Annotated in this window: 18 protein-coding genes; 15 read left to right on the top strand and 3 right to left on the bottom strand. The window is 51.8% G+C overall.

Translation table 11 applies throughout. The features are described 5' to 3' along the window. Window positions 1-16 precede the first annotated feature (16 nt). The 13 genes from BLW29_RS01870 (at window position 17) to BLW29_RS01810 (ending at window position 14041) form a co-directional block, all read left to right on the top strand. Entirely contained in the window at window positions 17-1123 is a 1107-nt protein-coding gene (locus BLW29_RS01870) for a Gfo/Idh/MocA family protein (RefSeq protein WP_090975644.1), read from the top strand. Window positions 1124-1162: 39 nt separating this feature from the next. After that, window positions 1163-1966, top strand: a complete 804-nt coding sequence (locus tag BLW29_RS01865) for a sugar phosphate isomerase/epimerase family protein (protein WP_090975642.1) — start codon at window positions 1163-1165, stop codon at window positions 1964-1966. Between the two features lie 77 nt (window positions 1967-2043). After that, a complete protein-coding gene (locus BLW29_RS01860) occupies window positions 2044-3480 on the top strand; it encodes a sulfatase family protein (RefSeq protein ID WP_090975640.1) in 1437 nt (478 codons plus the stop codon). Beyond that, entirely contained in the window at window positions 3473-4471 is a 999-nt protein-coding gene (locus BLW29_RS01855; RefSeq protein ID WP_090975639.1) for a Gfo/Idh/MocA family protein, read from the top strand. The genes BLW29_RS01860 and BLW29_RS01855 overlap by 8 nt, the downstream gene beginning before the upstream one ends. Before the next feature lie 32 nt (window positions 4472-4503). After that, a complete protein-coding gene (cysC, locus tag BLW29_RS01850; protein WP_090975637.1) occupies window positions 4504-5070 on the top strand; it encodes an adenylyl-sulfate kinase in 567 nt (188 codons plus the stop codon). Beyond that, entirely contained in the window at window positions 5067-6494 is a 1428-nt protein-coding gene (locus BLW29_RS01845) for a sulfatase family protein (protein WP_090975635.1), read from the top strand. The genes cysC and BLW29_RS01845 overlap by 4 nt, the downstream gene beginning before the upstream one ends. A 41-nt stretch (window positions 6495-6535) precedes the next feature. Beyond that, window positions 6536-7417 carry an AraC family transcriptional regulator gene (locus BLW29_RS01840; RefSeq protein ID WP_090975633.1) on the top strand — a complete coding sequence of 294 codons (882 nt, stop codon included), beginning with the start codon at window positions 6536-6538 and terminating at the stop codon, window positions 7415-7417. A gap of 23 nt (window positions 7418-7440) precedes the next feature. Next, the gene (locus BLW29_RS01835; RefSeq protein WP_090975632.1) at window positions 7441-8859 is read left to right on the top strand and encodes a sulfatase family protein; all 1419 of its coding nucleotides are present in this window, start codon (window positions 7441-7443) and stop codon (window positions 8857-8859) included. A 153-nt stretch (window positions 8860-9012) separates the two neighbouring features. Next, window positions 9013-10023, top strand: a complete 1011-nt coding sequence (locus tag BLW29_RS01830; protein WP_090975631.1) for a HoxN/HupN/NixA family nickel/cobalt transporter — start codon at window positions 9013-9015, stop codon at window positions 10021-10023. Between the two features lie 74 nt (window positions 10024-10097). Beyond that, window positions 10098-10385: a YqkE family protein gene (locus BLW29_RS01825; RefSeq protein WP_090975630.1), complete on the top strand. Its 288-nt coding sequence runs from the start codon at window positions 10098-10100 to the stop codon at window positions 10383-10385. A gap of 136 nt (window positions 10386-10521) precedes the next feature. Next, window positions 10522-10956, top strand: a complete 435-nt coding sequence (locus tag BLW29_RS01820) for a hypothetical protein (RefSeq protein WP_090975629.1) — start codon at window positions 10522-10524, stop codon at window positions 10954-10956. Between the two features lie 368 nt (window positions 10957-11324). Continuing rightward, complete coding sequence (gene abc-f / locus BLW29_RS01815) at window positions 11325-13088, top strand: ribosomal protection-like ABC-F family protein (RefSeq protein ID WP_090975628.1); 1764 nt, start codon at window positions 11325-11327, stop codon at window positions 13086-13088. A gap of 233 nt (window positions 13089-13321) precedes the next feature. Then, window positions 13322-14041 carry an alpha/beta hydrolase family protein gene (locus BLW29_RS01810; protein ID WP_090975627.1) on the top strand — a complete coding sequence of 240 codons (720 nt, stop codon included), beginning with the start codon at window positions 13322-13324 and terminating at the stop codon, window positions 14039-14041. Between the two features lie 113 nt (window positions 14042-14154). Here the strand turns inward: BLW29_RS01810 and BLW29_RS01805 are convergent, their stop codons facing one another. Then, the gene (locus BLW29_RS01805) at window positions 14155-14973 is read right to left on the bottom strand and encodes a 3'-5' exonuclease (protein ID WP_090975626.1); all 819 of its coding nucleotides are present in this window, start codon (window positions 14971-14973) and stop codon (window positions 14155-14157) included. A 209-nt stretch (window positions 14974-15182) separates the two neighbouring features. Between BLW29_RS01805 and BLW29_RS01800 the strand changes: the two genes are divergently transcribed. Together BLW29_RS01800 and BLW29_RS01795 are read left to right on the top strand one after the other, a co-directional pair. Beyond that, window positions 15183-16058: a permease gene (locus tag BLW29_RS01800; protein ID WP_371264679.1), complete on the top strand. Its 876-nt coding sequence runs from the start codon at window positions 15183-15185 to the stop codon at window positions 16056-16058. Then, window positions 16055-16987 (top strand): TIGR03943 family putative permease subunit, encoded by a 933-nt coding sequence (locus tag BLW29_RS01795; RefSeq protein WP_090975624.1) that lies wholly within the window; start codon window positions 16055-16057, stop codon window positions 16985-16987. The genes BLW29_RS01800 and BLW29_RS01795 overlap by 4 nt, the downstream gene beginning before the upstream one ends. A gap of 82 nt (window positions 16988-17069) precedes the next feature. Here the strand turns inward: BLW29_RS01795 and BLW29_RS01790 are convergent, their stop codons facing one another. After that, window positions 17070-18740, bottom strand: coding sequence for a DUF11 domain-containing protein (locus BLW29_RS01790; protein ID WP_090975623.1), 1671 nt, complete (start codon window positions 18738-18740; stop codon window positions 17070-17072). Further along, window positions 18737-25222 (bottom strand): DUF7507 domain-containing protein, encoded by a 6486-nt coding sequence (locus BLW29_RS01785; RefSeq protein ID WP_256208256.1) that lies wholly within the window; start codon window positions 25220-25222, stop codon window positions 18737-18739. The genes BLW29_RS01790 and BLW29_RS01785 overlap by 4 nt, the downstream gene beginning before the upstream one ends. Window positions 25223-25314: the final 92 nt, after the last annotated feature.

Below are 25314 nucleotides of genomic sequence, written 5' to 3'. Positions count from 1 at the left end.
TCAGGAGGACTCAATCATGGCAGTGAAAATCGGAATCGTAGGTATGAACGGAATCGGCAATTTGCATGCGGTGTGTCACAAAGAAGATGAGCTCGCTGATCTCGTTGCTGTCTGCGATATCATCAAGGAACGTGCGGATGCAGCAGCGGAGAAGTATGGCGTGAAAGCTTACTACAGCTTGAAAGACATGATTGAAAATGAGCCGGACATCGAAGTCATCGATGTTACGACAGGCGGAATTGATAACGGAAGCTGGCATTTCGAGCCTGCGATGGAGGCCATCAGCTACGGGAAGCATGTGCTGGTCGAGAAACCGCTTTGCCATGATATTCGCGAAGCGCGCGAGCTGGTTGCCTATGCTGAGAAACAGAAGGTCTACCTCGGCTGCAACCTGAACCATTATTTCACCGAACCGGCTGCCAAAGGCAAGCAATACATCGAGAATGGCGACATCGGCGAGCTGGTGTACTGCTTGGCTAAGATGGGCTTTAACGGCGGAGAGGCCAATTATGGTTTGGCCGGATCCGGCAAAGTGAAAGGTCATCCGTATTTCCACATGAAGGCGTTTCTTACGCACCCACTTAGTGTAATGAGACATTTCTGTGGGGACATCACCCATATTCAGACGTTCTCGGATCGTCCGGGCTTCCGCAGAAGCGCTGGCGATGTGATGGCATCGATCAACAGCATCCATCTGAAATTTGCCAATGGCGGCGTTGGTTACTTGCTAAGCCAGCGCGGCGATGCTGTTTACGGCCTTGGCGGCTGGTGGAGCCTTGAGATGGCCGGAACCAAAGGGACGTTCTGCATCGAGAACTGCGTGGAGAAAATCTCGTACTGGAAAGCAGAGAAGGGCATTCCTGCGATCAGCGTACAGCCGGAGCCTGAAGTGACGGACTATGGCACCAATGACTTTAATTCGACGTTTAATCACAGGCTGCATGCATTCTTGGAAGACGTATCGAACAAGGTTCCATTCGAGGAGCTGCGTGCCAACGGCCGCGATGCGCTTGCTGTATTGGAATATACGTTCGCGGTTATCGAGTCGTTCGAGCGCGGCGGAGAAATGGTTAGACCGCATCCGCTGCCGCCGCTTCATGGCGATCCGTTGTTCTTGAAATAGAAACGAACTTTAATCAGATACTTGAGGAGGAACTAACAAATGATTCAAATCGGCGTGAACTCGGTATTATTCAAATCCTATGATTTCGCTCAAGCAGCTAAATTAATTGCACAATGCGGGTATGACGGCGTGGAAATTTCGGCGATTCAAGGCATGTGCGAGCATCTGGACCTCAGCCGCTGGCAGGAGCAGAAGGATGAACTGCAGGCGATCGTCCAAGAGAACGGTTTGAAGTTTCTCTCGATGGAAGTCGCATCGCTTAACGAAGATCGTCTGTTGCTTGCGTTCGAAGCGGCACAAGCCATCGGAATTCCGATTATCAATGTCGGCCCAGGCGGCAAATCCGGCGTGGATGAGGACTTGGCGGCTTCGATCGCAACGTTGAGCCGCTTGTCAGAGATTGCTGGCACCTACGGCGTTACGCTTTGCGTGAAGGCACATGTAGGCAACTCCATCTACAACACGCCGACTACACTCGCGGCAATGGATCAAATCGCGTCGTCTTCGTTCGGCATCGATATGGACCCAAGCCACATTCATCGCTCCGGCGAGAACGCAGAAGAAGCGCTGCCTGCCGTAATCAGCCGCGTGAAGCATATCCATATCCGCGACTGCAAAGGCCGCGAGCAAGGCCCGGGTTCCATCGAACTGCAAGCATGCGGTCGTGGGGAAATTGATCTGTTTGGCTATTGCGAAGCACTGGTTGTGGGAGCTTATGACGGTCCTGTCGTGCTTGAAGTTATCGGCGCGCAGCCAACGCATACGATTGAGCAAGTGACGGCTGTTGCGGCGGAGTCCTATGGCTATCTGAATGCGATCTTCAAGAAATTAGACGCTCGTTAGTCGGTAAGGCTATAAGTTTTATGCATAATCATTCATTCTTCGTTCGATCAAACAATTACGCTTAGGAGGCTACTGCCATGTCTGCTAAAAAACCTAATATTCTATTCTTCGGCATCGACAGCTTGCGCCGCGACCATATGAGCGGCTATGGCTATTCCCGTCTTACGACGCCATATATTGATAAACTTGCTTCACAAGGCGTAACGTTCGAGCAGCATTTTAGCCCGAGCATTCCGACTACGCCTGCCTACGCTTCCATGCTTACAGGTATGGATGTGTTCGGAACAGACGTCGTAGCGCTTCGCCACGAAGGCCCGCTTGGCGGACATGTGGACACGCTGGCTGAGGTGTTAGAGGCCAATGGCTACAACACGACTTGCATCGGATTTACCGGCAATCCATCGGCACGCGGCTTTCAAACCTATCTGAATTATGAATCCTGGCTGCCGGAGCAAGAGAGCGGTCGAGCCCCAAAAGCGGAGAACCTGAACAACGTTGCGATTCCGGAACTTGAGCGCCTTGCGGCAGAAGATAAGCCTTTCTTCTTGTTCATGCGTCATATGGATCCGCATTCGCCGTATTTGCCTCCACAGCCGTTCGAGCGAATGTTCTATGGCAAAGACGAGAAGGACCCGTCGAACACATCGATGGAGCCGGTATATGATTTCAAGCCATTCGGCGATTATTTGAAGTCATGGATCGGGGAAGACGTAACTGACCATGAGTATGTAACCGCTCAGTACGACGGTTCCATCGCGTATATGGACATTGCCATCCAATCATTATTCACGAAGCTTGCCGATATGGGACTGGAAGAAGATACCCTTATCGTCATTACGTCCGATCATGGCGAAACGCTGTATGAGCATGATTGTTATTTTGACCATCATGGCCTCTATGACTGCACGCTCGTCGTACCGCTTATTATCAAGTTCCCTGGACGCGTGCCAGCCGGTAAGCGAGTATCGAGCGTCAGCGTTATTTCGGACATTATGCCAACGGTTCTGGACCTGCTAGAAATCGACTCCGGTACTACCTATGACGGGCGCAGCCTAAATGCCTTCATCAAAGGTGAAGCCGATAGCAGCTTGGAGAAAACCGAACTCTATATTACAGAGTGTACGTGGATGCGCAAACACGGCTGGCGGACGCCGGAGTGGAAGCTGATCTGCTCGCTGGAGCCTGATTTCCATTACAAACCGGAGATCGAGCTGTACAATCTCGTTCGCGATCCTCAGGAGAATGTGAACGTAGCGGATCAAGAGCCGGAGGTCGTAGCTTTCCTTCAACAGCGGATGAACGAATACATCGCTAAGCGCGAGGAAGAAGTCAACCGGACCAATCCGATCTACACGAACACGAACTGGCACGGACAGAACAAGATTTTCACCTCCTCGCAGGAAGCATATGATTCCCTCTATATCGGGTCCATCACCAATGCGATTAAACTGCAGCAGAAGGACAAGGAGAAGGAACAAGAAGAAGTCAAAGAGACGGTAGAGAGCAATGATTAAGGTTGCTGTCGTAGGTGTTAACCATATTGGCAAAATCCACTGTCATGCTTACAAGCAGCACAAGGATACAGAGCTGACAGCGGTATGCGATCTCATGCAAGAACGCGCAGAAGCAGCCGGTAAGCTGCATGGCGTTCCGTTCTATACGGATTTGCGTGAGCTTCTTCAGAAGGAAGACGTCGACGTTGTCGTTGTGGCAACGGCCGGCGTCGAGAAGGGCAGCCATCACTTCGCCCCGACGATGATTGCGATCGAGGCTGGCAAGAGTGTTTTCGTTGAGAAGCCGATTTCGAACAACATCGAAGAGGCTCGTACGATGGTGGCAGCAGCAAGAGAGAAAGGCGTTCGGCTCGCCTGTAACTTGAATCATCGGTTCACGCCTGCCGCCTACAAAGCCAAGGAGCTTGTCAATTCAGGCAAGCTCGGCTCCTTGCTTTTCCTGAATATGCGCCTTACGATCCGCAATCCGCAGGAGGATACGGAATGGCTGCATATGCGCGCGCTGCATCCGCATTCCATCGATGTGATGCGTTATTTTGCAGGGGATATCAAGCGGGTGCAATCCTTTATGACCAAAGCTCCCGGCCGCCAATCGTGGTCAACCGTATCAATCAATATGGAATTCGCATCCGGTGCGGTCGGTCATTTGACCGGCAGCTACGATATGTCGATGCGGCATCCGATTGAATTCTGCGAAGTAGCAGGGAATGAAGGCCGGATTGTCGTAGATAACGTATATGAAAGCATGACCTATTATCCGCACGAATCCGATGAACTTACGGTCGTTCGAAACCCGCTGTTCGGCGGTATGAAAGGCTTCGACGATACGTTTGAACAACGCATCAATTGTTTTATTGAAGAATTGAAATCAGGCGTTACGCCTGAACAGATAACGGCATCAGGAGCAGACGCGCTTGCAGCCCAAGAAGTCATTGAAGCGGCCATTAAGTCGCATCAGCTTGGAGGAGCTCCGGTTACAGTCCTTTCCTAAGGATGCCGCAGGAGATACGGAGGGAAACATACATGAACAACGGTTATGGCTCGGTACTTTGGTTTACCGGACTATCCGGAGCAGGCAAAACAACGACAGCCAAAGCCGTAGAGAAGAAGCTCCTAGAGCGCGGAAGACGGGTAGAGCTGCTCGATGGCGATGAGCTGCGAGCTACAATATGCAAAGGGCTGGGCTTTAGTATGGAAGATCGTTTCGAGAACATTCGAAGAATCTCTTACATCGCTAATTTGCTCTCCCGCAACGGGGTTGACGTGCTGGTCTCAGCCATCAGCCCATACAAAGCAATGCGAGAATACGCGAAAGAGCAAATACCGTCTTTTGTGGAAATTTACGTGAAATGCCCGCTCCATGTGTGCGAAATGCGCGATGTGAAAGGGTTGTACGCGAAGGCGAGAGCCGGGGAAATTACGCGTTTCACCGGCGTATCCGATCCGTATGAGGAACCGGAGAATCCCGCTATTACGCTGTGCACCTCCACTTCGACGCCTGAGCAGAATGTGGATCAAGTTCTGGCCTGGATGGATCTGCATACGTCGACGTTATACAAAGACAACCAGAAAGGACTAAGTGGGCTATGAAAATCATTCTAATCTCGCTGGATACGCTTCGGGCATCCCGTCTGAGCAGCTATGGCTATGCGAAGCGAACAAGTCCCCATTTGGATCAAATCGCGCGTGACGGCGTACTCTTCGAACAGGCTTACGCCGCCGATATTCCGACAGAGGTAGCCCATACGGGCGTCTTCACCGGCAAAATCGGTCTCACTACCGGCGCCGTCTCCCATGGCTCTGAATTGACGCAGCTCCCGAAATCGGTCGAGTGGCTGCCGAATTTGCTGCGCTCAGCCGGATTTACCACGGCGGCTGTCGATAATATGTATCAGTTGAAGGAATGGTTCGCCCGCGGCTATAACTACTACATCAACAGCGTAGGCGGCAACCGCTGGATTGATGGCAGCACAGTGAATAAGCTGGCTCTGCCATGGATCGATCAGCATAAGGATGAATCTTTTTTCCTGTTTCTGCATTATTGGGATGCGCATACGCCGTATTTGCCGCCTGAGTCTTACATTCCGGAGTTTTATGATTCGGCGAAGGATCCCTTCGATCCACGAAATAAAAGCATGGAGCCCGCCTATAATCACTCGGCTTATCCGTTCTTCAAGCACCATCATTATGATCTTGTCGGCCAAGTGACGGACACCGACTATTATGATGCGCTCTATGACGCCGAAATCCGCTACTTGGACGATCGGTTGAAGGAACTGGACGATCATTTGGCGAAGCTAGGTATACAGGATGACACGCTGCTCGTCTTGTTCGGCGATCATGGCGAGAGTTTAACTGAGCACGATATCTATTGGGATCATTGCGGCTTGTACGAACAAACCGTTCATGTACCTATCATTATGAGATGGCCGGGGCGTATGTCGGAAGGAAGACGCGCTTCTGGACTTGTGCAGCAAGTCGACCTGCTTCCAACATTGCTTGAAGCAATTCGCAAGGAAGCGCCGGAGGGCATCGATTTAGCCAAGCTGAAGGACCCGGCAGGACTGGACGGCAAGAGCTTATGGCCAACAATAGCTGGCCAATCAGAAGGTACACATGATACGGTCTACTTGAGCGAGTGTGCGTGGCAGGCAGCAAGAGGCATTAGGACGGATCGTTACAAGTTTATCCGAACCTATGATGCCGGACCTTTCACGAGGCCGCCGCGTGAATTATATGATTTATCCGTTGATCCTGAGGAGAAAGTGAATCTGGCCGCTACTGAGTCCGCGCTTGCTGAAGCATTCGAGCATGAGCTGGAAGAATGGGTTCAGAAGAAGCTGCAAGGACGACTGGATCCGTTGGTTGTTCAGCTTGAGGAGAAGGGTTTGCCTTTCCGCAGACGGATCGAACAGATCTTGGCGGGAGCGGGAATGACGTGGGATGAATGGAAGAGCAATCCGGATCGCACGAAGTTTGATGAAGCAGCCAGTAAACATTCGCATAGTAAATAGTAAGAAGAGCAAGTCAGACTTGTTGGTGAAGGAGGGCGTGTATGAAGGATATCTTAAGCAGCACCGGGTTTATGAAAGTCGAATTTCCTTTCTGGATTACACGCACGGTTCAAGGCTCGATTCGCGAGCATGGGCATGAATTCGTTGAGCTTGTGTATGTCGTTCGGGGAAAAGGGATGCATGTCTTCGAAGGCACTCATTATGCCGTTCACGCGGGCGATGTGTTCATTATCAATCCCGGCGAAACCCATGCCTACGAAGTGGAGAGAGGCGAGCAGATGGAAATTATCAACTGCTTGTTTATGCCCTCCTTCATCCCGGATGCCCTGCTTGCCGAGCTGGAAATCACCGGATCGATGGATTATTTCTATGTGCATCCCTTCCTGAAAGAGGATGTCCGGTTCAATCACCGCCTGAATCTGCATGGGCAGGATGCCGCTCATGTACTGATGCTGCTCGAGAATATGCTGCGCGAGATGAATGGACGCTCAATCGGACACACCACGCTAATTCGGCTTCAGCTTATTGAGCTGCTTGTCTTGTTATCGCGCTACTACACGTTGATGCAGCAGCAGCGCGCACATCCTTCACCTCGCCAGATGGAGCGCGAAATGACGGCGAAACGCATTTATGGCTATCTGGAACGCAACTATGAGAAGAAGATTACACTACAATCCTTATCCTATCTGTTTAGCTCCAGCATTCGGCAGCTAAATCGGTTGATGCAGGAGGAATACAATCGAAGCGTATTCGAAGCGCTTCATGAGGTGCGGATTGAACGCGCCAAACATCTGTTAATGGAATCCGACGAGAAGGTGATTGTCATCGCGACGATGGTCGGCTATGAAGATCAATCCTTCTTCAATCGGTTATTCCTTAGACATGTAGGTTGCTCACCAAGCCAATATCGTGTAAGCGGCTAACCCGAGAGGAGACAACAACCGTAATGGTACAGCGCCCTCCTAATATATTGTTAATAACAGCCGACCAATTGCGTTATGATTGTGTCGGCTACAGCTGCGTCTACCCCGTCCAAACGCCCAATCTGGATCGCCTTGCTGCGCAAAGCACGGCGTTTCACCATGCCTACTCGCATATTCCGGTATGTTGTCCTGCCAGGCAATCGATGCTTCATGGCAGAAGGGCGGAGACCATTGGCGCGTTGTGGAATTATAATGCGTTTCTGCCGGTGGGCAGCTTGCAACCGGAGCATTATACTTGGAGCGCGGCTCTTGCGCAGAATGGCTACCGATCAGCTTTCTTGGGCAAATGGGGCGTCAATCCGAGCGAGGAGCCTACATCATTTGGCTACGATTCCTATGTGAGTGAAACAGAGTACCGAGAATTCCGGAAGAATCGCTACCCGGAGCTGGCGTATACGAACGGCTATTTCGGAGAGACCAATCCGATTCCGCTTGAGGATTCGGAGACGCATTGGTTTGCAGAGCGAGCCATTGAAGCGATCGATCAACTGAACACCGGAGAAGAGCCCTGGCATGTGGCTGTTCATTTCGCCGAGCCGCATCTGCCATGCCGTCCAGCCGGCAGGTTTGCTGACATGTATGATCCGGAAGAGATACCGGAATGGCATGGATTTCGAGAAACGTTCGAGGGAAAACCCTATATCCAGCAGCAGCAGCTGGTTAGCTGGGGAGTGGAGAACTATACGTGGGCCGATTGGGCGCCGGTAGTTGCCCGATATTACGGCATTATCAGCCAGCTGGACGAGGCGATTGGCCGGATACTTGATGCACTTGAGCAGAACGGAGCTGCCGAGAATACCGTCGTTATTTTCACGGCTGATCATGGCGATATGTGCGGTTCCCATCGAATGATGGATAAGCATTACGTCCTCTACGATGATGTGGTGCGCGTACCGCTGATGATTTCTTGGCCGGGCCGCTTGCAATCCGGTGCGGCAATTGAAGATTTCGTCTACAACTTATTGGATTTGGGACCGACCGTATTGGAACTTGCGGGAATTGGCGATGAACCGCCAGTTAAGTTTCATGGTCAATCCATCGTCCCCCCCCTGTTGAATGGCAGCGGACCAACGCAAGACTTCATCGGGCGGGATGAGATCGTGGCCTCCTACAACGGTCAGCAATTTGGACTGTATACGCAGCGCATGATCCGAACTCGGACTTGGAAATACATTTGGAATTTAACAGATACGGATGAGCTCTACGATTTGCAGTCTGACCCCGCAGAATTGGCCAATGTAATTGGAGAAGCAGCGAACGGTGAAGTGGTTGCGGAGCTGAGACAACGGTTATACGATCGTCTTGCAGCAGACGAAGACCCGGTCGTCACCAACGAATGGACACGCAGACAGCTTCTAAATGGAGCGAAGCTGCATAAATAAGAAAGACGCGAATTGGAGTGCGATCCGGACTGGCGACAGTTTGGGCACTCCTTTTGTTCGTTTTTTTGTATAGCTTTTCCAAAGCGTTCCTTTTATAATGAATTCACAAACTGTTGTTAGATTATCTAACATGAGAAAGTGGAGGGAAGACGAATGCGTGATCTTTGGAAACAGCGCAAAACTTGGGCAGGCTACATAATCGTCGTCTTGGCTCTGCATGTCTTAGGTTTCATCGGGTTAATGGTGGCGGTTCGTGCGGATGCGGGCTTCTGGAGTCTCGGATTGTTGGCGTATACGCTTGGCATGCGTCACGCGTTTGACGTGGATCATATTGCGGCTATCGATAACACGGTGCGAAAGCTGGTGCAACAGAAACGCAATCCGCTGGGCGTAGGTTTTTATTTCTCGCTTGGACATTCGTCGGTTGTCTTCTTAATGGTTCTTGCGATCGCGTTATCGGTCAAGTGGATACAGAATGAAATGCCGTTCTTGCAGCATACAGGGAAGCTGATCGGCACATCGGTATCGGGAATTTTCCTGCTTCTGATCGGCATTATTAATTTACTCATCCTCATTAATTTGTTTCAGCTGTTTCGTCGTATGCGCAGTGGCAATCACAATCAGAATGAACTGGAACAGCTCTTGGAAGCACGTGGATTATTCTCCAGGCTGTTCAAACCGTTGTTCCGTCTCATAAACCGAAGCTGGCATGTGTATCCGCTCGGATTTCTGTTCGGGCTTGGCTTCGACACCGCAACGGAGGTAGGGTTAATGGCGATTTCGGCAGGCGCTGCGCAGAGCTCCGTGTCGATCTTGGGCATTCTTGCTCTACCGCTGCTGTTCGCTTCAGGCATGAGTCTTCTGGATACGGCAGATGGCATGTTTATGACCAAAGCGTATCGCTGGGCATTCCATACCCCGCTTCGCAAAATGTTCTATAACGTTACCGTCACAAGTGTGTCCGTCATATCCGCGCTGTTGATCGGCATGGTGGAGCTGCTGCAGATTTTGACGGAGAGGTTGAACCTGCAGGCTCCGTTTCTGCAATGGGTGAGCGGCCTTGATTTGGGGGATCTCGGTTATTTCTTGGTTGCCCTATTCGTCATAGCCTGGCTCGTGTCCGTTGTGGTTTGGAGGACGATGAAGCTGGAAGAACGTTACTAGTCGCACCGCTCTCGGATAAGTACTGGCAACGCAGCGGTCTGAATTGCTATAATGATCGCAGGTAGGTGATCACGATGGCCAAGAAAGGCAAGTTTAAGCCCGCTTCCCATTCGCAGCAACAACAGCAGCAGAGGCAATCCACGGAGGAGAAGCCTGCGACGCTGAAAGATCTATTGCGACCGGAAGTGCTGGATAAGCTCAAAGGCGCTGCTCAGGAAATGAAGGATGCGGAAGAGAAGCGCAAGGCGGATATTCGCAAACAAGAGGAAGAAGCGCGGGCGGCCGAGAAGAAGCGGCAAGAGAACGACTTCGAATATCTGCTGAACAACAGCAAGATGGACTGGCGGAATAACAAAAGCTAAGCATGATGAAAGCTCCTGTCTGGCAAGTAGACGGGAGCTTTTTCATCTTCGCTTGGAATTATTTGGATTTCACGACCACATGTCCAAACTTTCTCCTTCTATTTCACATATGAATAGATAAAGGAGGTGATGTATTATGGCTGCTATTTTGCTAGATTCGAAAACATCACAAAATGCGAGTTATGCCAACTCCATTGCAATTCCGATCACGATAATCAACACGCCTAACCTGATTGCTCAGCAAACCCTTAATCTGTCTGCAGGCGTAGCCGGGCAAACCCGGGTCGAATTTACCGGCGTTGCAGCGGTTCAATTGCCGCTTCTTCCGCTTCTGACTACGGTTACGATTTTCGTTACAAGAGGGTTGACGGCAGGTGACACGAATGTGTTCTCCGCAGCGCAAAACCTTGACCTAAGTATCATTGGACCACAGTTACTAGCGTTCTCCGGCTCTGATTTCAATGCTCCTAATATTGCGAATCAGGCATACTCGGTATGGATTCAATCGTCTGCACTCGGTACTGTTCGTGTCGGACCAGAGAGCTTTAACTTCACCGCATTCTCGGGCTAATTTTCATTTATTTTGGCAAGAGGGATGCAAGCTAGAAATCACCATGCTATAATGGGGTATCTTGAAAGTTGTAGGAGGTATCCAATTAGACATCATGTGGACCTAATTTTCTGTCGATCATGATTTTCGAAAATGACGATAAGAGATGAGCTCAGCCTGTGCGCGGAGCGGAATAGGTTACGTGTGTCTATAGGAGACGACTCCTGCTGCCTGAACAGATGCCATTCTTTGGTGTTTGTTCAAGGTATGTTCACGCTATCTCTATATCCGTATATCCTTAGCCGCAGGCGTGCCCTGCGGTTTTTTTGTTGTCTTCGACAATCATCGCCCATGTCAGTTGTTCAACTAAACTCAAAGTGGTGATTGGTATGACATTATTAACTTTACGCGGAATTAAGAAGAGCTTCGGCGATACGAACGTGCTCGTGAAAGTAGACGCCGATCTGGCAAACCGAGAACGAGTCGGCTTGGTCGGGATGAATGGCGCAGGTAAAACAACATTGGCTAATATGATCTTCGGCAGCATACAGCCAGATGAAGGGAAGCTGACGTTTCATAAGGATCAGCTGCGCATCGGGTATTTGCTGCAATCGACCTCGTATACGGTCAGCACATTCAGCGAGATGATGGACCCAGCAGCCGAGTCGCGCGAAACCGAGCAATTCCTGCAAACGGCAAGTCACTTGGGCTTGCAGAAGGTGAAGGAATGGGACGGCGAGCGTCTTGCCGGACTAAGCGGGGGCGAGAAGACAAAGCTTGCCATCGCGCATATTTGGGCTTCCAAGCCGGATATCCTGCTGCTTGATGAACCGACGAATCACTTGGATTTTGACGGCGTTGATTGGCTTGTTCAGGAACTGAGAAGGTATAGCGGTACGACGATTGTCATTTCGCATGACCGGTATTTCCTCGACCAGACCGTGGATCGAATTATTGAGCTGCAAGATGGCGTTTCGACATCCTTTCCCGGCAATTATACGTTCTATCGGGAGGAGAAAGCCCGCCGCTTCCAAAGCCAGCTGCATCAATTTGAAGAGCAGCAGAAATACGAACAGAAGATTGAAGCGGAAATCACGCGGCTGAAGAACTGGTCGGACAAAGCGCACCGGGAAGCCGGCAAGGTCGGGAAAATGGCTGAAATGCGCACAGGTGTGAAAGAATTTTATCGCAGCAAGGCCAAAGCGATGGATAAGCAGATCAAGTCACGGTTACATCGACTGGAGAAGATCGATCTGGAAGGTGTGAAGAAGCCGGTAGAGGAAGCCAAAGTATCATTCGGCTGGGATCAGCCGGAGAAACGCGGCCGCCGCCTCGTGGAAGCGCAGCGGATCGGCAAATCATACGGCGGCAGATCGCTGTTTGCGGATAGCTCGTTCTATCTGCAGCGGGGAGAGAGAGTTGGTTTGCTTGGACCTAACGGCAGCGGGAAGACGACTCTCATCCAAATGCTGCTCGGTCAGAAAGCAGTGGATACCGGCCAGCTGTGGATCAGTCCGACTGCAAAGGTTGCTTATCTAACGCAGGACGTGACGGACCTGGATCAAAGGCGCACCGTCCTTGAGCTGCTGCAAGACAGCCATGAAATTCGCAGCGATGTCGGGAAAGCGCGGACGATGCTGGCCAATATGGGTTTTGATGCCTCTATGCTGCAGAAGCCGATCGCGCAGTTAAGTCTCGGGGAGCGGACGCGTATCAAGCTGTCGCAGCTCATGATGCGTGAACAGGATCTGCTGATTCTGGATGAGCCGACCAATCATCTGGATTTGACTAGCCGCGAACAGCTGGAAGCAACGCTGTCCGACTATCGCGGCACGCTCATTGTCGTCTCTCATGACCGATATTTAATCGATAAAATTTGCACGAAGCTGCTTGTCTTCCAAGATGGTGGAATCCGCCGCATTGAATCCGGATATGAGTCATTTCGGGAGAAGCCGCAAGCTTCACAGGCTGCAGAATCGGAGAATCAAGATGCCAAGCAGCAGCTGGAGGAAGAGAAGATGGTGATTGCAAACCGAATCGCCTTTCTGCTTGGCGAATTCAGTTTACTGAAGCCCACCGACAGCCGCTATACGGAGCTCGATGCTGAGTATAAGCTGCTGCTTGCCCAGAGGAAACAATTAAATACACGATAATCAGGTTCTTGAGTTATGCTGGCATGCTATGGCTGCCGCATAACTCTTTTTTATAGTCAAGCAGCCACCGGACATGTGCTTCAATTGTTTGAAAATGAGAAACGATAGCGCAGGTTTCGAATATAATATCTTAACGTTTGCAGCAGTGAATGACAACGTATTCACCGCCGCATACTAAGTGCTGACGGTCGCACTAACTTAATCGGCCAACACAACAGGGCGGTGACAACAGCATGCAGGCAGATGTTACCTTGGATTGGGATGTCTACTTATTGGCGGGCGTGGGCTCGAGTCGGACTATTTTTGCGGAATGCGTGAAGGAACTGCAGCATCGATATGCGGAAGCAGGCAAAGCTTCGAGCATCAGGGAGTTATTCCCGTATGGCGATCACACGCACAATTTCTTCCAACAACTGTTGAAGGTGCGCAAGGATCTGTACCGGTTTCGGCGTGCCGTTCAGTTTGGCGCTCGCGCGGTCGCGGGTCAGGTGCGCAAGCAATCCGCAGGCAAGCCCGTGCTGTTCATTGGGCATAGCGGAGGAGGCGTTGCGGCTTATCAAGCAGCTGTCATGCTGCATAAGGAAGGCGTAATTCCGGATTGGAGAGTTGTGCAGGTTGGCTCGCCTAAGATGCCGATTGCAGCGGACTACATCAGTAAAGTACATTATGTCGTGGCGGTAAACGAGAAAGGTGCGTGTGCCGATTTAATAACGCGGCTGGGCAGTTGGGGCGGCATTAGCCGAAACCGGTATGGCATGTGGTACTGGAATCGTGCGAAATATGCTCCGAAACATATTATTCCACTTCCGTTAATCGGGGGGCATCAACATTATTTTCGCAAAGAAGCGCCTTACATTCACCCCGAGCGAGGCTCTAACCTGGTCGTCATGATCGACGTAATCTGGGAGCGGGTAGCCAGGGAACTGGCGCTTGCAGCTTCTAGTTTGATGTAGCGCCGGGCAAGAAGGGGAATGTGCCATGATTCGTACGAATAAGAAAAAGCTTGGTGAGCAGCGCAGCTGTTAGGCATGCGTGCACCAAGCTTTTTTTGTTGTGTCTCTTAGCCTTACGTTGTGGTTTCGCTGCTGCCGGACTCGCTCGTTTCCGGTTTATTGGCGCTGCGAATTCGGCGTGGTCCTTTGGCCATCTCGGCATCGAAATAAGTTTGAAGCTCGGCGACTTTACGCGGGTCCTCAAGTGTAACCTTGCCGCTGAGTACATGTTCTACGATCATCGCCCAGGTCGGCGTTACGTTCTGGGAGGCAATGATACGGATCGCGTTCTTGACGATCTTGCGTTCCTTCGCGTTGGAATAGACGTCCTTGAACTGCTGAATCCGCTCGAAATCCATATGTTCAAACACCGCTCGGAAGATATCCGCCGTCATCCGCGCATCCTCTAGCGCGCGATGGGCATTGTTCTCTTCGCCGCCAAGTCCAAGTTCATTCAGGGCCGTTTCGACGCTTACGTCATTCGTGACATCCTTGTAACGAATGTAGCCTTTCAACAAATCGAAATAATTGACCGCAAGCCAATACGCATCGTCTATGTTATGCATGCGCGTATCGAACACGATCCGTTTCATATCTTCGCCGCCCCAAGTGACGAACAGGAAGTTCTCATTCGAGCCAAGCCAGTTCATAAAATCATGAATGACGTCCGGGAAGCCTTCTGCCGCATCGATGCCTTCTTGCGGAATACCGGTTTTCTTCTTAATGAATTCGTTCAGTTTGGCAAAATAGACCGGCTTGACCAAAGCGGAGAATTCAGCAACCGGCTGCAATTCCGCATTCAATCTGACCGCTCCGATTTCGATAACCTCCATCGGCAATTCGCTTGCGAATTTGCGCCCGTTAAACTCGATATCCAAAATAATATAGTCCAATGATGAAACCTCCGCCGCATTGTTGTCGTCCTTCATTGTATCAGAATAGGGCCGGGCTGTCTCGCGTAGTTGAAAGTCGCCGATTTGATCGTTAATCTAGCATTTTCAGCCGGATTGATAGATAATGGAGTCCGAATAACCGATCGTTCGGTACATAGCAGGAGGTGCCTGTGGTTACTTTTCTACAACTCAATACGATCTTTCTAAGCATGATCATGGAAGCGATTCCTTTTATCCTGCTCGGCGTGATCATTTCCGGTCTGATCCAGACATTTCTGTCTGAACGCTGGATCGCAGCCATCCTTCCGCGCAACCGTTACTTGGCTTCCTTATTCGGCTGCGGCGTGGGACTGTTCTTCCCGGCATGTGAATGCGGCATCGTGCCGATCACGAGGCGATTAATTCGCAAAGGTGTACCGCTGCACGCGGGCATCGCGTTCATGCTAACAGGTCCAATCATCAATCCAATCGTATTGTTTGCGACCTACATCGCATTCGGCAACAACTGGACGATGGTACTGATTCGTGGGGGGATGGCAATCGTCGTCGCCTACGTTACGGCAATCGTCATTTCGTACCTTTATCCGAAGCTGCCGCTCAGGGGGATGAAAGGAGCGGATGGTGAAATCGCAGCAGGTGCTGAATCCATGTCTGCTGAGCCAATTCGACTGCCGCTGCGCTCACGGTTATATGAAGTGATGCAGCACGCCATTGACGAGTTCTTCTCCGTCGGCAAGTATTTGGTGCTCGGGGCATTTATCGCAGCATCGATGCAGACGTTCATACCAACGTCGACGCTCATGCATATCGGCAGCACGCCAATTACAGCTTCATTGGTGATGATTGGATTAGCTTTTATTATGTCGCTGTGCTCGGAAGCTGACGCTTTCATTGCTTCCTCATTTCGCAGTACGTTCTCCGTCGGTTCATTATCTGCGTTTCTCGTCTTCGGACCGATGATAGACATTAAGAACACGCTGATGCTGCTGGCTGTTTTCCGCGGGAAATTTGTGCTTGTACTCATTGCACTGGTGGCGGCATGCACACTGGCTTCGTCATTGCTCGTGGGGAGGTTGATGGGATGATTCGTCTCTATGTGCTTGCTGGTTTCGCATGTTTGTTTATTATGATGCACCTAGGCGGCAATTTAAATAAATACATTAACCTGAAATACGCGTATTTGACTCAAAGCGCGATCGTCATGTTGATTATTTTGTTTCTATTCGAATTCGTGCGGCTGTACAGGAAGGAAAGGGACGAACGGAAAAGGAACGCGCGACACGACCTTGATGTTCACCATGAACACAACGAACACCATGAGCACCACGACCATAACCATAAACATGAACATGAACATCATGCGCATCATGATCATTTCGGCCACACGCATGAACAGCCCATTCGCTGGAAGCGAATTGTCTCGTACAGTATATTGATTTTCCCGCTGCTCACCGGCTTCTTCTTGCCCGTTCAGACGCTGGATTCCAGCTTCGTTAAGGCCAAGGGCTTCTCGTTCCCCAATTTCGACGCTTCTGCGGATAATCCGGGCTTTCACCAGTTTCTAAAACCAGACTCCAGCGTGTTCTATGGCAAACAAGGCTATGCGAAAGTATCGCGCCAAGAGCTTCAGGAGTTTCTGCCTATGAAGGAGGTTGGCCTGTCGGATACCAATTACTTGAAGGGACTAGAGGCCATTTATAACTTCCCGGATGCGTTTATCGGCCGGAAAGTCAGCTTTGACGGATTCGTCTATGCGGGGGAGCAGACGGAAGCGAAACATTATTTTGTATTTCGTTTCGGGTTCATTCATTGCGTGGCGGATTCAGGCGTGTTCGGCATGCTCGTCGATTTTCCGTCAACGACTTCCGACTTCCATAACGATGAATGGGTTCGTGTGACGGGAACCTTGTCATCGTCGTTCTATCAGCCATTCAAGCAGACGATTCCGATGCTGAAAGTGACCGAATGGAAGACGATCCCGAAACCGAAGGACCCCTACGTATACCGCGCTTAACGACAAAAAGGCTCTCCGCTCAGATTTCGAATGAGCAGAGAGCCTTTATTTCCATTTCCGGCGTTCCTCGCCGCTCAGCGAGTTACTCCTCATGGGTTTCAATCACAATCGTGACCTCGTTGGAATAAACGGAGTTGGTGAACAATTCGCCATTTACTTCGTAACTAAATTGCGCGAGCACACGGAAGCGCAGGCGATTCTGGAGCGGGTGAGCAGACACGCGCAGGCGATACGTGACGATAATCGTCTGATTTAGTGCCAATATGCCAATCGGCAGCCCTTCTCCGGGCGTGAACGGAACCTCGACCCCATTGATTCGGATACTCGCGATTTCGATGCTTGTTTCATCCGGAATGAGTGCGAACAGCGTTACTGCGGCGGCATAATTGCCCGTATTCGTGATGGCAACGGAAACCGCGATATACTCGCCTGGTCCGACGATCGGCGGCGCTGCACTCAGTTCCGCTCGAATAATCGGCACTACAACGGAAGTAACGACATCATTGGTTGTGACCGCATCTGTAACGAGAACCCCGCTTGGGAGACGGAAAGCGTATTCGACGGTCGCCCTGTTGATGAGCTCCGATTGATTGCCAGAGCGCGTAACGGTAACCAGGAAGGAAAGGACATATTGCAAACCTGGCTGCAGAAAACCTAGCTGAATCCCGGCATCCGGATTCGCACCGGGCAGCGGACGACCGTTAACTTCTGCGCTGCCTTGGGTGAAGAGGGCGCCGGCAGGGATCGCATCGCGCACGGTCACCTCGGCCCCGGTTGTGCCGCTGTTATAGATGGTAATCGTGTAGCGAATGGACTGTCCCACGGTAGCTTGCGATAGACTTGCGGATTTATTGACCGCCAGTGCAGGACCAGACACAAGCGAAGAAACCGTGTTGGAACTAACGGATTGATCGAAAGTGCCGAATTGAAACCTCAACTCGGCACTATTGGATAATTGCGTGTGGACGGGAACATCCAAGACTATGGCACTGAATGTCACCGTGACGGATATACCTGGCTGAATGAGTCCAAGCATAATACCGGCAATAGGCGAAGCCGATGGAGAGCGAACGCCATTAATGGTGACGCTCCCCTGAACAAACAGCGTTCCTTGCGGCAGCGCGTCATAGAGCACGCACTGCCGCATCGGCTCGGTTCCTTCATTCGCTGCGATGACGGTGTAGACCAGCATATCGCCGGTGTACGTATAAGCCGTATTCACGCCTTTAAGCAGACTCACCTGCTGCACGGTAACGGGCAGGCTCACGATATTCGAGGTTTCCGAACCCGTAATCGTACGACCATCCGTCGTTACAAAATAATAATTGGCCGTCGCTTGATTATCTAGCTGACCGGAAGGCGGGGCGGACACTAGCAGCAGTTGAAAATATATCGTAACCGTACTGCCAGGCGCAACATCTCCAATCGGAATACCGCCATCCGGTGTAACGCCGGGGACAGGAGAACCATTCACGATGACGCTGTTCGCAACAAACACGGTACCCGGCGGCAAGACATCAACGACCGTTACATTGGCGGAGCGATTCCCGCTATTGCTGACCGTAATCTGATACGTAACCGGCAGGGTCAAACCCGCTTGCGTCGAGGTGGTCGACAATACGACTGCGATGACCGGACCATTCACAGCGGTATTGACGATATTCGAGTACGAGAAGCTCGTTGAGCCGGCAGAAGAGAAGGACACGACGGACTGGTTGCGAATCGTCTGCGGCGGGTCCGGAGCTGCCATCATACCACCAGCACCTGGAATTGTACGGTTGAAACCGCGCCGACCGCGATTGTTCCGACATGGATACCTGTATTCGGGCTATCAGCCGGCATCGGTACGCCATTGATCGTGACTGTTCCTGCGATGAAGCTTGCACTAGGCGGAAGCGGGTCAACGAGCGTGACATTGTTAACCGGCGACAGACCATTATTCGTAACCGTGATCGTATACGTAATCGTATCGCCCACTACCGCATCGATCGCGTTGCTGCTCTTCACGACGGACACATCCGGTGAGGAAACCGGAATGATGACGATATTCGAATTGACAGTTGCATTGATAACACGGCCATCCGGCGGCGAGAAGGTATAGGCGGCCGTCGCTTGGTTAGCAAGCTGCTGCGGAGAAGGAAGCGCCTCGACCGTAACCTGCAAGGTGACAAGCACGTGAACGGATGCACCGGCAGGTACGACCCCGATATTGATGCCTGTAACGGGATCGGCACCTGGCTGAGGAACGCCGCCGATCGCTACGCTGTTCGGGATAAATTCGGCACCGGTTGGAATGGTATCGTACAAGATAACGGTAGCTTCAAGATTGCCGGTATTCGATATGAGCAAGGAGTAGGTAATGGTATCGCCGACAGTAGCATTCGCCGTACTTGCGCTCTTCAAGACAGACATAATCGGATTGTAGACCGGTGTCGTCAAGATATTCGACAAACCTGTGCCGGAGAAGACGCCTGATGTAAAGGACACCGTAGATTGATTGATAAGCTGACCGCTGACAGGAAGCGTAGTTACCGTAATGTCGAAGGTAACGGTAACGGAAGTTGACGGAGTAATGACGCCAAGCGTGATACCCGATGCCGGATTGGCATTCGGAAACGGTACGCCGTTTACGGCTACCGAACCAGGCACGAAGGTCGTGCCGGCTGGTATCGGATCGGAGAGAACGGCACTGTTCAAATTCGCGATGCCTGTATTCGTGACAACGTTCGAATACGTGATGACATCGCCGAGAATAGCATCCGTTGCCAGTGTGCTCTTCACGATGCTGATGTTAGGCGATGTGACCGGAATGTTAAGCGTATTGGACGATGCGGAACGAATGAACGATCTTGTATCCGGCAATGTAAAAGCATAGCTGGCTGTTGCCTGATTCGTTAATTGCTGTCCCGGCGGCAAGGTGTTGATGGTATATTCGAAGGTGGTTTGCACCGTTGCCCCTGGTGCTACAACGCCGATACTGTAGCCTGCTGCCGGATCTGCACCGGCTTGCGGTGCTCCGCTTACAATGACGCTGTTCGGTACCAGAGAAGTACCTGCAGGCGTAGGATCCGTAATGGTGACGGTAGTCGGATAATTGCCGCTGTTCGTTACGTTAACCCGATATACGATCGTGCTTCCGACACTGGCCAATGCGGTGTTAGCTGTTTTAACAAGGGTAATGACAGGCTGATAAACCGGCGTAGTTACCGTATTGGAGAACGTAACTGCCGAGAATACGCCAGAGGTGAAGCTTACCGATGAACGATTGCTGACAAGTTCGCCTTCTGGAACAGAAGTAACGGTTACGCTGAAAGCTACGGTGACCGAAGCGCCGGCCAGAATCGGATCGAGTGTGAAGCCTGCCGCTGGATTCGCATTTGGCCGCGGGACCCCATCAATGGTGACGCTCCCTGATAAGAAGGAGGTACCTGCCGGGATCGGGTCAGCGAAGATAATATTATCGACTGTGGAAATCCCGCTATTGGTCACTAGAATACTGTACGTCTGAATATCGCCAACCGTAAGGGCAGTCTGCAAGGCGCTCTTCACGACGTCCACATCCGGAGAGGAGACCGGATAAGTCAGTGTGTTGGACAAGGAAGAACCGTTAAGCGTGCGGGTGTCTGGCAGCGTGTAGCTATATGCAGCAGTCGCTTGGTTGGACAATTGCTGCGATGGAGGCAACGAGGTAATCACCGCAGTAAAGGTGACATTTACTGTAGCGCCCGGCTGAAGGACGCCGACAGGAATGCCTGTAGTCGGATCTACGCCTGCCTGCGGCGAACCTCCGACAATGACGCTGTTTGGCACGAACGAAAGCTCAGGCGCAAGCGTGGGGTCTGACAGCGTAACGGTAGCGGCATAGTTCCCGGAGTTGGTAACAGCCATCGTATAGATGACGGTTTGGCCAACGGATGCGTTTGTCGTGCTGGCGCTCTTCACAACACTGATCACAGGTTGATAGACCGGGATGTCTACGCCATTGGAGAAGGAAGAGCTGGAGAATGCGCCGGATGTATACGTTACGGTAGCTTGGTTGGAAATCAGAGCAGGCGTCGGCACAGAAACGACGAGCAGGTTAAACGCCACGGTCGCAGAGCCGCCGGGTGGAATCGTGCCAACATTTACACCGAGCGCCGGATTCGCGTTAGGCACGGGGACACCATTGAGTGCCACGCTGCCGGATACGAACGTAGTGCCGTTAGGAATGCCATCAATAAATACGGTATTCGTAATCGGTGATATCCCGTTATTGGATACCAGCACGACATAAGGGATGATATCTCCAATGGAGACAGAAGTGGATGTCGAAGTCTTAAGCGCCGTCACATTCGGTGAAGATACGGAGATGGACAGCGAATTGGATAGCTTCGTTAGTGTGATGATACGCCCGTCAGGCGGCGTAAATTGATACGTTGCTGTCGCTTGGTTGACGATCTGCTGCGGACTCGGGAGTGAATCGATCACGACAGAGAACATGATGTAGACGGTTTGGTTCACGTTAACCGTACCGGCATTGATCCCTCCGGAAGGCGTGGCGCTTGGCTGAGGGACCCCGTCGACGATGACGCTGTTGGATACGAAAGAAGTATTCGGCGCAATCGTATCCGTTACGATTACGGTGGCAGGAAGATTGCCGGTATTGCTGACCGCAATCGTGTAAACGACGGTATCGCCTACTTGGGCATTGCTTATGCCCGACGATTTAACCACATTAATTATCGGCTGCGTTATCGGCGTAGTAACGACGTTAGACGATGATGTACTCGAGAAGCTGCCGGACGTGAAGCTTACTGTCGACTGGTTAACAATTTGATCGGACACAGGCATGATTAGTTTCACCTCATAGGTCACGGTTGCGAAGGCACTCGGTGCCAAGGAACCGATCGGAATACCGGCGGTCACATCCGCCTGGGGAAGTGCAATACCGTTTACGGTCACGCTGCCCGGAACGAAGGCCGTACCGGGAATTGGCGTACCGACATAGATCATGTTGTTGACGTTCGTAATCCCGTTGTTGGTAATGACGGCCGCGTACTGAATGGTATCGCCGGTAGTTAAATCTATAGCAGTCGTGCTGAGCACAACCGATACATTAGGTGCGGATACGGGAATGGTTACCGTATTGGAGTTTGTCGATCCATTAACCACGCGTCCGCCTGGAAGCGTGTAGGTGTATGCGGCGGTCCCTTGATCCACGAGCTGCTGCGGGCTGGGAAGCGAATCCACGGATACTTGAAATGTTACCGTTGAGGTCTGAAGCGGCGGGACAATGACGCTTGGAATGCCTGTAACCGGATTAACGCCTGGCTGAGGAGTCCCATTAACAAGGACGGAGTTCACAACAAACGTCGACCCTGCCGGGATGTTATCCGTCAACGTCACATCCGCGCTGATATTGCCGCTGTTGTTGATTTGCAGCGTGTAGACGACGGCATCTCCGAGTGTAGCGGCTGAAGAATTGGCGCTCTTGGAAACGGCGAGTATCGGAGAATAAACAGGTATATTCACCGTATCGGAGAAAGATGTTCCCATAAAGGCACCTGAAGTGTAGTTGACTGCTGCCCGATTCGATAAGACAGCAGATGCCGTAAGTGACGTTACGCGTACCCGGAAGCTGATGATCGAAACCGCGGAAGGTGCCAGTGTACCGATCAGAATACCCGCAGCAATATCCGCGTTTGGAAACGGAATGCCGCCAACGGTCACGCTGCCTGCAATAAATTGCGATCCGTCCGGAATCGGATCGGATACGAATACTTGATTGACAGGGACGATGCCGTTGTTAGAGACGACAATGGTGTACGTAATTTCGTCGTTAAGCGTAGATTCCGTGAAATCTGCGCCTTTACTGATGCTGACATTAGGTGCTGAAGCGGGAATGGACACGGTGTTCGAGCTGCCGCTTCCGTTCATCACCCGACTGTCCGGCAACGTGTAGGTATACGTATAGGTACCGAAGTTAGTTAAGGTAGGCGGATTAGGCAAGGTATTAAGCAGTACTTGAAACACGACATTCACCGTGCTTCCCGCGGGAACAGAGCCGACGGGAATACCGGTTTGCGGTGTCGAACCCGGCCTTGGAGAACCGTCTACTGTAATACTATTGGCGACATAAGTTGTACCGGAAGGAAGCGTATCGGTCAATGTGAGCTGCGCTCCGTAATTGCCCGTGTTTTGGACGGCAAAGGTGTACGTTAACGTATCGCCTACCGTCGCGCGAGTAGAGTTTACTGATTTCAGAGCGGTGATGATCGGTTGATAGACGGGAACGGATATGGTGTTCGACAGGGAAGAGCCGTTAAATGTCCCTGAGCTATAAGATACCGTCGCACGGTTGTCAATTTGGGCCGGTGAAGGCAGCGAAGTGACAGTGAGCTGGAATACGACATTTACGGATGCGCCGGATGCAATGGTGCCGATGGAGATACCTGCAGCAGGATTAGCATTTGGCGATGCGACGCCGCCAACGGTTACCGATCCGTTGATGAAGCTCGTTCCAGCGGGAATCGGATCACTAAATACGACATTGGATACGGCGGCTACCCCATTGTTGGAAATTAAGGTGGAGAACGTAATCGTATCGCCGACGGTCGTTGCGGTACGGTTCGAGCTCTTCACCACGTTCACATTCGGCAAGGAAACCGGAATGACAAGCGTGTTCGAGGAGGCTGATCCGCTAAGCGTTCTGCCGCTCCCATCAGGAGGTGAATACGTATAGGCAGCCCCCGCCTGATTCGAAATCTGCGGCTGTACCGGTGTCGGCAGTGAATTTACGACGACTTGGAAGGTCACCGTCGTTGATCCGCCGGCTGGTACTAACCCAATGGGAACGCCGGTAACCGGATTCGCTCCGGGTTGGGTGACCCCGTTTACTTTGACGCTGTTCGGGACAAATGTCGTGCTTCCCGGAATATTATCTGAGAACGTGGTTGTCGCGCCAATACTGCCGGAGTTCGCAATGAGCACGGAATACGTTACGGTAGTGCCTACTGCTGCGTTTGCCGTATCCGCGCTTTTGGTAAGCGTAAGCACAGGTGAATAAACCGGCGTTGAAACCGTATTCGATGGGATGACACCACTAATAACGTCTCCGCCGGCGACACTCTGGAAGGTGAAAGCGGCTTTGGCGACGTTTGGAAGTGCAGGCGGATTGGGCAGCGATGTAACCTTGGCCTTGTATGTAATGGTTACGGAGCTGTTCAGGGCAAGGGAACCGATCGGCACGCCGGCAATGATATCGAAGGTCGGTTTGGCAACGCCCGCTACGACGACGCTGCCGGCTACAAAAGTGGAACCGGCCGGAATCGCGTCTGACACGACAACGCTTGCTGCGTTCGCATTACCTGTATTACTGACTGTGACGGTATACGTAATCGTATCGCCAATGACGGTTCCGGGAACGTTAGCGCTCTTGGTCGTGGAGATGATCGGCGCATTGATGTTGATCTGTAAGGCATTGGCATTGACGACATAGGCATCCCCTGAGGTGGTTAGCGTCAATACGGCTGAAGATTGGTTGTTGACTAAGTTGGCCGACACATTGACGTTCGTGATATCCCAGCCTTGTCGTCCTCCTACGATATTCGAACCAGGTGCTCCATTAATTTGGTTCCGCGTTCCGAATGTTCCGGTCGTATTGAGCGCACCGGTATCGTCGTTGATCTGCGAAGCGAAGAAGTTGTTGGCGAAATTGTTTGTTCCGGAGAGAGCAACCTGTGTGCCTGTTGTCGGACCGAATAGCGCCTGGTCGCCTGTGCGATTCGCATCGCCTTCCTGGGCGCTGAATAGTGCTCTGCCGCCGAGCGCCCCGGAGACGGGCGTGGCGAATCCGGTTATGGTCGTAACAACCGGGGCAGAGCCGGATTGAACAAGTACGGCTCCAACACGCAGTGACATGTTTCTAAAGGGCAGCGTCGGATTCTGATAAATAACGGCCAGTGTCCAGCCTGCATGGTTGGCTGTCGGGTCCGTTACCGTAATGGTCCCGACAACAGCCCCTACCGTGTAAGTGCCGGCACCGCCTGTCGAGATTTGCGAGGTTACGTTAGCTGATCGCGTATAACCGAAGGCGCCGCCGCCGAGATCGAATGTATTCGCAGTCGCGGGATCCGGTGTGACGCTGACGTTGGTCGCATTCGGCAATGTGAGTGTAACGGGATTGTTGATCGCTGCAGATAGATTGACGCCGGGTACAATATAGGTACCGCCCCAGATCACTTCCGCATACAGCACGGTGCTGCCTGCCGGCAGCACAAGAATAGCAGATGAGTTGTTGAGCAGATAGTTGTTGGTCGTTCCGAAGGGATAGGTACCGAACCGAACTG

It is taken from the genome of Paenibacillus sp. CF384 (assembly GCF_900106745.1).
Classification (GTDB): Bacteria; Bacillota; Bacilli; order Paenibacillales; family Paenibacillaceae; genus Paenibacillus_Z.
This window is presented reverse-complemented; position numbering and strand designations above follow the sequence as displayed.

Excerpts from the sequence above, each read along its gene's own strand:
- BLW29_RS01870 (WP_090975644.1), top strand. The coding sequence starts at position 17 with ATGGCAGTGAAAATCGGAATCGTAGGTATGAACGGAATCGGCAATTTG.
- BLW29_RS01865 (WP_090975642.1), top strand. The coding sequence starts at position 1,163 with ATGATTCAAATCGGCGTGAACTCGGTATTATTCAAATCCTATGATTTC.
- BLW29_RS01860 (WP_090975640.1), top strand. The coding sequence starts at position 2,044 with ATGTCTGCTAAAAAACCTAATATTCTATTCTTCGGCATCGACAGCTTG.
- BLW29_RS01855 (WP_090975639.1), top strand. The coding sequence starts at position 3,473 with ATGATTAAGGTTGCTGTCGTAGGTGTTAACCATATTGGCAAAATCCAC.
- cysC (WP_090975637.1), top strand. The coding sequence starts at position 4,504 with ATGAACAACGGTTATGGCTCGGTACTTTGGTTTACCGGACTATCCGGA.
- BLW29_RS01845 (WP_090975635.1), top strand. The coding sequence starts at position 5,067 with ATGAAAATCATTCTAATCTCGCTGGATACGCTTCGGGCATCCCGTCTG.
- BLW29_RS01840 (WP_090975633.1), top strand. The coding sequence starts at position 6,536 with ATGAAGGATATCTTAAGCAGCACCGGGTTTATGAAAGTCGAATTTCCT.
- BLW29_RS01835 (WP_090975632.1), top strand. The coding sequence starts at position 7,441 with ATGGTACAGCGCCCTCCTAATATATTGTTAATAACAGCCGACCAATTG.
- BLW29_RS01830 (WP_090975631.1), top strand. The coding sequence starts at position 9,013 with ATGCGTGATCTTTGGAAACAGCGCAAAACTTGGGCAGGCTACATAATC.
- BLW29_RS01825 (WP_090975630.1), top strand. The coding sequence starts at position 10,098 with ATGGCCAAGAAAGGCAAGTTTAAGCCCGCTTCCCATTCGCAGCAACAA.
- BLW29_RS01820 (WP_090975629.1), top strand. The coding sequence starts at position 10,522 with ATGGCTGCTATTTTGCTAGATTCGAAAACATCACAAAATGCGAGTTAT.
- abc-f (WP_090975628.1), top strand. The coding sequence starts at position 11,325 with ATGACATTATTAACTTTACGCGGAATTAAGAAGAGCTTCGGCGATACG.
- BLW29_RS01810 (WP_090975627.1), top strand. The coding sequence starts at position 13,322 with ATGCAGGCAGATGTTACCTTGGATTGGGATGTCTACTTATTGGCGGGC.
- BLW29_RS01800 (WP_371264679.1), top strand. The coding sequence starts at position 15,183 with ATGATCATGGAAGCGATTCCTTTTATCCTGCTCGGCGTGATCATTTCC.
- BLW29_RS01795 (WP_090975624.1), top strand. The coding sequence starts at position 16,055 with ATGATTCGTCTCTATGTGCTTGCTGGTTTCGCATGTTTGTTTATTATG.
- BLW29_RS01790 (WP_090975623.1), bottom strand. The coding sequence starts at position 18,740 with ATGATGGCAGCTCCGGACCCGCCGCAGACGATTCGCAACCAGTCCGTC.